General features: G+C 68.2%; 3 protein-coding genes. 2 read left to right on the top strand and 1 reads right to left on the bottom strand.

The window, feature by feature from the left end:
• Positions 1–543 precede the first annotated feature (543 nt).
• Positions 544–1,962 carry a helix-turn-helix transcriptional regulator gene (locus ACWKY3_RS05460; protein ID WP_449315413.1) on the top strand — a complete coding sequence of 473 codons (1,419 nt, stop codon included), beginning with the start codon at positions 544–546 and terminating at the stop codon, positions 1,960–1,962.
• 329 nt (positions 1,963–2,291) lie between these two features.
• Positions 2,292–4,187, top strand: a complete 1,896-nt coding sequence (locus tag ACWKY3_RS05465; protein WP_449315414.1) for a flavocytochrome c — start codon at positions 2,292–2,294, stop codon at positions 4,185–4,187.
• A 126-nt stretch (positions 4,188–4,313) separates the two neighbouring features.
• On the opposite strand, the gene ACWKY3_RS05470 is transcribed toward ACWKY3_RS05465, so the two are convergent.
• Positions 4,314–5,303, bottom strand: a complete 990-nt coding sequence (locus ACWKY3_RS05470; protein ID WP_449315415.1) for an FAD:protein FMN transferase — start codon at positions 5,301–5,303, stop codon at positions 4,314–4,316.
• Between the last annotated feature and the right edge of the window lie 68 nt (positions 5,304–5,371).

A 5,371-nucleotide genomic window follows, 5' to 3' on the forward strand; every position in this document is an offset into this window, starting at 1 on the left:
TCAACGGAAAGCGAAAGAGTCATGGACAAAACAGGCCCCGGTCCACATGGCCTCGGCCAAAATCGGCCCGATTCGGGGCCTTCGCGAAGGGACGCGCGGGAAGGCCGCGCGTTTCCCCAGGCAGGCGGCTTGCGCTTTTGATTATCCTCATGCGAGGATGTGGATCAGGGGCCGTTTTGTCCAGAGGGGCGCAGCCTCTCTGTTGAACCAGCGTTGACACGAACCTGTGTTGGCCTATCCGGCGCGCCGGAGTGCCACACGATTCTGACGACCTGGGATTTCTCCAGGCGCGGAGGGGGCGGAGGGCGGAAAGGCGGCTCCGCGCGTGCCATAGGGCGCGGTTTGCGACCAACTTGCGTGCGGCCCCTCGCCGCACCGCCGGCGGCGGGGTCCGAGCCAACGCTAACGGAGAGGGCCGGACCGGGGCGTCGCCGGATGCTTGCGCAGGTGACGCACGCAGTCTGCCCCATGGTCGATGCCTCGTCCCTGCAAAACGTTTACAATGTTCCAAGCAACGTTTCCTATGGGAGGGAGGGACCGCCGATGGAAGGTCGCGCTGCAAGCGGAAGCGTGCGGCTGCCCGCCGTGTTCGAGCGCTTCGATGCGGCGTACCTGGGCATCTGCGCGCCGCATGTGTGGATCTACTGCGTGGCGCATCGCGGCGGCGTCGATTACGGCGGCGTGCCCATCGGCATCCCCCTGTACATCGCGCTTTCCGCGTTCATGCTCGTGTTCATGCTGCTGGCGTGGCGGGGGAGGGCGCAGCGCGTCGCGCCGCTGCTCGACTGGCCGCTCGCGGTCGTTCAGGCGGCGGCCACGGTGGTCCTCGCGGTGCCGCTTCCCTTCGACGGCGCGCCAACCGCCGCCCTGGCGGCGGCTGCGGCGGGTTTCGGCGTCGCGTGGCTCTACCTGCGGTGGGCGCCGTTCTACGCAGGGCTTGACGTGCGCGGCGCCATCGCGTGCATCTTCTGCGCCATGGCGGTTGGTTCGGCGCTCAAGATACCCGTCGACCTCCTGCCGCCCGTTCCCGCAGCGGCGATCCTGGCGGTCCTTCCGTTCGCGTCGACCGCCCTCGCGCGCCGGGCATGCCGCCTGCAGCCTCGGCTCGAGCGCGAGCCGCGCCTGTTCTACGACGGCAACCCCACCTCCATCCCCTGGAAGATCTTGTTCGGCGTGGCTGCGTACAGCCTCATCATCGGAGTCATCCAGGGCATGCCCATCGAGGCCGACCCGGTGCCGCTCGCATTGCTCACCTCGGTGCACCATGGCGCCGAGGTGGCGGTGGCGCTCGTTGTCTTGTGGTGGGTGTTCGGCCGCGGCGGGCTCATCCGCTTCTCCGGCCTGTGGCGCGCCATCCTGCTGTTCACGGCCACGGGGTTGTTCTTCCTGCCGGCCATCGGAGCGGAGTTGGCGGGTTGGGCGCTTGTGCTCATCTCCATCGCGCAGACGCTCGTGGTCATGCTCTTCTGGACGATGCTCGCCGACGTGGCGCACCACTCGCGCACGTCGCCCTACGTCATCTTCGGCTCGGGCTGGATAGCCTACTCGCTTCCGTTCGCGCTCGGCGAGGTGGGCGGGGGCGCGGCGGGGCTGCACGGCTCGGGCACCATGGTGCTGCTCGGGCTTGCCTACCTGCTCACCATCGCAGCCGTGTTCGCGCTCAACGAGGGCAACTTCTCGCAGCGGCGCATCTTCGCCGACCTCGACGTCCCCGCGCCCGAGCAGTCCATGTTCGCTCGCATCGACGAGGGCTGCGAGGCGCTTGGCCGCAAGCATGGTCTGACCGCGCGCGAGATAGAGGTGCTCCAGCTCCTGTGCAAGGGCCGGTCGAAAAGCTACATCGCCGAGAGCCTGTTCATCTCCGAGAACACCGTGCGCTCGCACTCCAAGCACATCTACGCGAAGCTCGACGTTCATTCCAAGCAGGAGATCCTCGATCTCATGGACATGGCCGCCCGCTAACGCTTCTTTGCGGCCTCGCCGGCATCCCGTCGGCGGCCCCTTTGCCCGTCGCCCGCCTGGCGTCCTTTCTTCGGTTCCGCAGATGGGCTACCCGGCTATCACCCGGTTCGTGTCATGGCTCAACCTGCGAAAACACACGGTCCGTGTACTGGCGGAGAAGCGCCTTCGCGGGCATGATGGTCCGCGTTGGAACCGATGCGGGCAGACCCCCTCCCTCCTGTGATCATCCTGCGGGCATCGGTTCCGAAAAGGCGGCGCGCGGCGCGTCCGAACGCAGGGCGCCCGCCGTGCCCCAAAGGGACGGAAACCGTTTCGGCAAGGAGGAAACCATGATCGAGAACCCCAACGAGATTGCCGCCCGCGAGCGCATGGAAGCTGCCATGCAGCGCATCGAGCGCAACGTGCGCAGGCGCTTTCAGCTCAACCGCCGTCAGTTCGTCTGCGGCAGTGCCGCCACCGTGGCGCTTGCGATGCTCGGCTTGGCCGGCTGCGCTCCGCAGGGCGGCCAGGCGGGCGGCACGTCCGAGCAGGCTTACCAGCCCGGCACTTACGAGGCCAGCGCCGAGGGCCGCAACGGCGCCATCAACGTGAAGGTGACGTTCACCGAGGACCGCATCGACGCCATCGAGGCCGAGCACGAGGAAAGCCGCAACATCGGCGATGCCGCCATCGAGATCCTCAAAGAGAAGTACCTTCAGTCCCAAAGCCTGAACTTCGATGCCGTCACCGGTGCGTCGCTGTCGTCCATGGCGTTTGCCACCGCTGTGGCCGACTGCGTTGACCAGGCAGGGGGCGACGCGCGCGCCCTGCAGAAGGCCGACACGGGCATGGAGCCCGCGCTTGCCATCGACGAGGAATGCGACGTGTGCGTGGTGGGTTCCGGCGGCGCGGCGTTCGCGGCGGCCGTGACCGCGGCCGAGGCCGGCAAGACCGTGGTCATGCTGGAGAAGATGGACATCTACGGCGGCAACACGAACGCCGGCGAAGGTACGCTCAACGCGCCCGACCCCGAGCGCCAGCAGCCCCTCGGTATCGAGGACTCGCCGGACTTCTACTACCAGCAAACCTTCGAGGGCGGCGACTCCAAGGGCGATCCTGCGCTCGTGCGCATCCTGGCCGACAACGCGCTGGACGCGGTGCACTGGATGGAGGATCACGGCCTCGTTTTTGAAAAGGAGCCGTTCACGGCCATCGGAGGCCTGTGGCAGCGCGGCCATGCCGTCGAGGTGGAGAAGAAGGGCGAACAGGGCGGCAGCTACTACGTGTCGTGCCTGAAAGAGTGCGCCGACGCCACCGGCAAGGTGACGCTTTACACCGACGCCAAGGTGGAGGAGCTGGTGCAGGAGGGCGGCGCGGTGACGGGTGTCACCGGCACGCGTCCCTCGTCCGGTGCGAGCGTTTCCGTGAAGGCGAAGTCGGTCGTCCTGGCCACCGGCGGCTACTCCCGCAATGCGGAGCTTGCCATGGAATACGACAAGCGCGTGACCGAAACCATGCCGTCGTCCAACGTGTGCTCCTCCACCGGTGACGGTCTGGCGCTCGGCCAGAGCGTGGGCGCGGGCCTGCGCAACATGGAGCTTGTGCAGATCCACCCGCTCGGCGACCCGCAAAACGGCGGCGTGGCCACCTTCGTGGGCAACTGGCTGGGCGTCGAGGACTACCTCATGGTCAACGACGAGGGCGTGCGCTTCATCCGCGAGGACGAGCGCCGCGACACCATCGCCGATGCCATTTTGGAACAACCTAATGACGAGATGTGGTTGCTCGTGGACTCCACCGATATCGCCGCCGATCGCGCCGACCAGATAGCCGAACTGGTGGAGAAAGGGCACAGCTTCAAGGCGGACAGCATCGAGGATCTGGCGAAGCAGATCGGCGTGCCGGCTGATGCGCTGGCCGAAACCGTCGAGGGCTACAACGCCTGCGTGCGCGCCGGCGCGGACACCCAGATTGCGCCTGGCAAGGAGCTTCTGGGCACCGAGTTCACCGACCCGGCCTACTACGCCTCAAAGCGCATTCCCACCATCCACTACACCATGGGCGGCCTGTGCATCAGCACCGAGGCGCAGGTGTGCACCGAGGCGGGCGAGCCCATCCCCGGCCTGTACGCGGCCGGCGAGGTGACGGGCGGCGTGCAAGGCGGCAACCGCCTGGGCGGCAACTCGTTCACGGACCTCATCGTGTTCGGCCGTATCGCCGGCGCCTCCGCGGCGGCTAACGCGTAAGAGCGGCGCTTCGCTCGCGCGCTGCCGACTCCCGAACCCTCGTAGGGGCGGCGGGAGCCGGCAGCATTGGCAGCACCGGCCCCGGTCTGTGCGACCCCTTGCGGGCGCGCGGGCCGGGGCCGTGCGCTATGCGGTGGTCACGTTCCCGTCGGCATCCACGAAATGGGCGGCCAGGATGGCGGGACGCTCGCGCGCGAAGGCGCATCCGCGCGCGATGCCCAGCGCGAGCAGCGTGGTGGAATACCCCTCGGCGTCGATGGAGCGGCGCGCGATCACGGTGACCCCCGCCGCATCGGTATGTGCAGGAAAGCCCGTCTGGGGGTCGAGGATGTGATGGTATAGCACGCCTTCGTGCGTGAAGCACCGCTCGTACACCCCGCTTGTCACGGCCGACGCGTCTCGCACCGACACCGCTCCCACCAGGGAGTTCTTGTCTCGCGGATCCTGCAACCCTATGCGCCAGGCGCTGCCGTCGGGCTTCTGCCCGTGCGCCATCACGTTCCCGCCCAAATTCACGATGAACGATTCCAGGCCGTCTGCTACCATGCCCTCGGCCAGCTTGTCGGCAATCCAGCCCTTCGCGATGCCGCCCACGTCCACGGCCGCCTGCGGGTCGTCAAGGCGGGCCTCCCAGCACCCGGGTTGCGCCTCGCGCACGCGGACGCCTCGCCATCCCACGTGGGAGAGCGCCTCCCGCAGCGCATCGCCGTCCGGCATGACGCCCCGGTGGAAGTCCCAGAGGCGCACCGCTGCGCCCATCGTGATGTCGAAGCGCCCTTCGCTGTCCGCGCAGTAGTCGAGCGCGGCGCGCAGCAGCTGCGCGGTGTCGGCCCCTACGGTCACGGGGCGTCCCTGCGCGGCGTTCAGGCGCGCGATGTCGGAGTGGGGCAGCGTGCGCGACAGCTTGCGCTCGAAGGTGCGGCAGGCCGCGCGGGCGCGTTCGAACGCGCGGCGGCAGCGCTCGGGCGGGGCGTACGCCTGCAAGGTGACGATGGTGTTGAACGCGTAGAACCGGTGCGTCATCTGCCCGGCGGCATCGGGGCCGTGCGTGTCGTGCACATCCTCCAAAGGGATGGCGTCGCAAGGCGCGTCGTTATGCGGGGAAGCGGTGTCCATGCGCACAGTATACGCCAACGTGCCAACCGGGTGCGACGGCGCCGTCCGACCTCTGGCGAGCGGCCGGG

Source organism: Rubneribacter sp. (assembly GCF_965361815.1).

Bases quoted from the DNA above. Each gene is read 5' to 3' on its own strand.
- ACWKY3_RS05460 (WP_449315413.1), top strand. From the start codon at position 544: ATGGAAGGTCGCGCTGCAAGCGGAAGCGTGCGGCTGCCCGCCGTGTTC.
- ACWKY3_RS05465 (WP_449315414.1), top strand. From the start codon at position 2,292: ATGATCGAGAACCCCAACGAGATTGCCGCCCGCGAGCGCATGGAAGCT.
- ACWKY3_RS05470 (WP_449315415.1), bottom strand. From the start codon at position 5,303: ATGGACACCGCTTCCCCGCATAACGACGCGCCTTGCGACGCCATCCCT.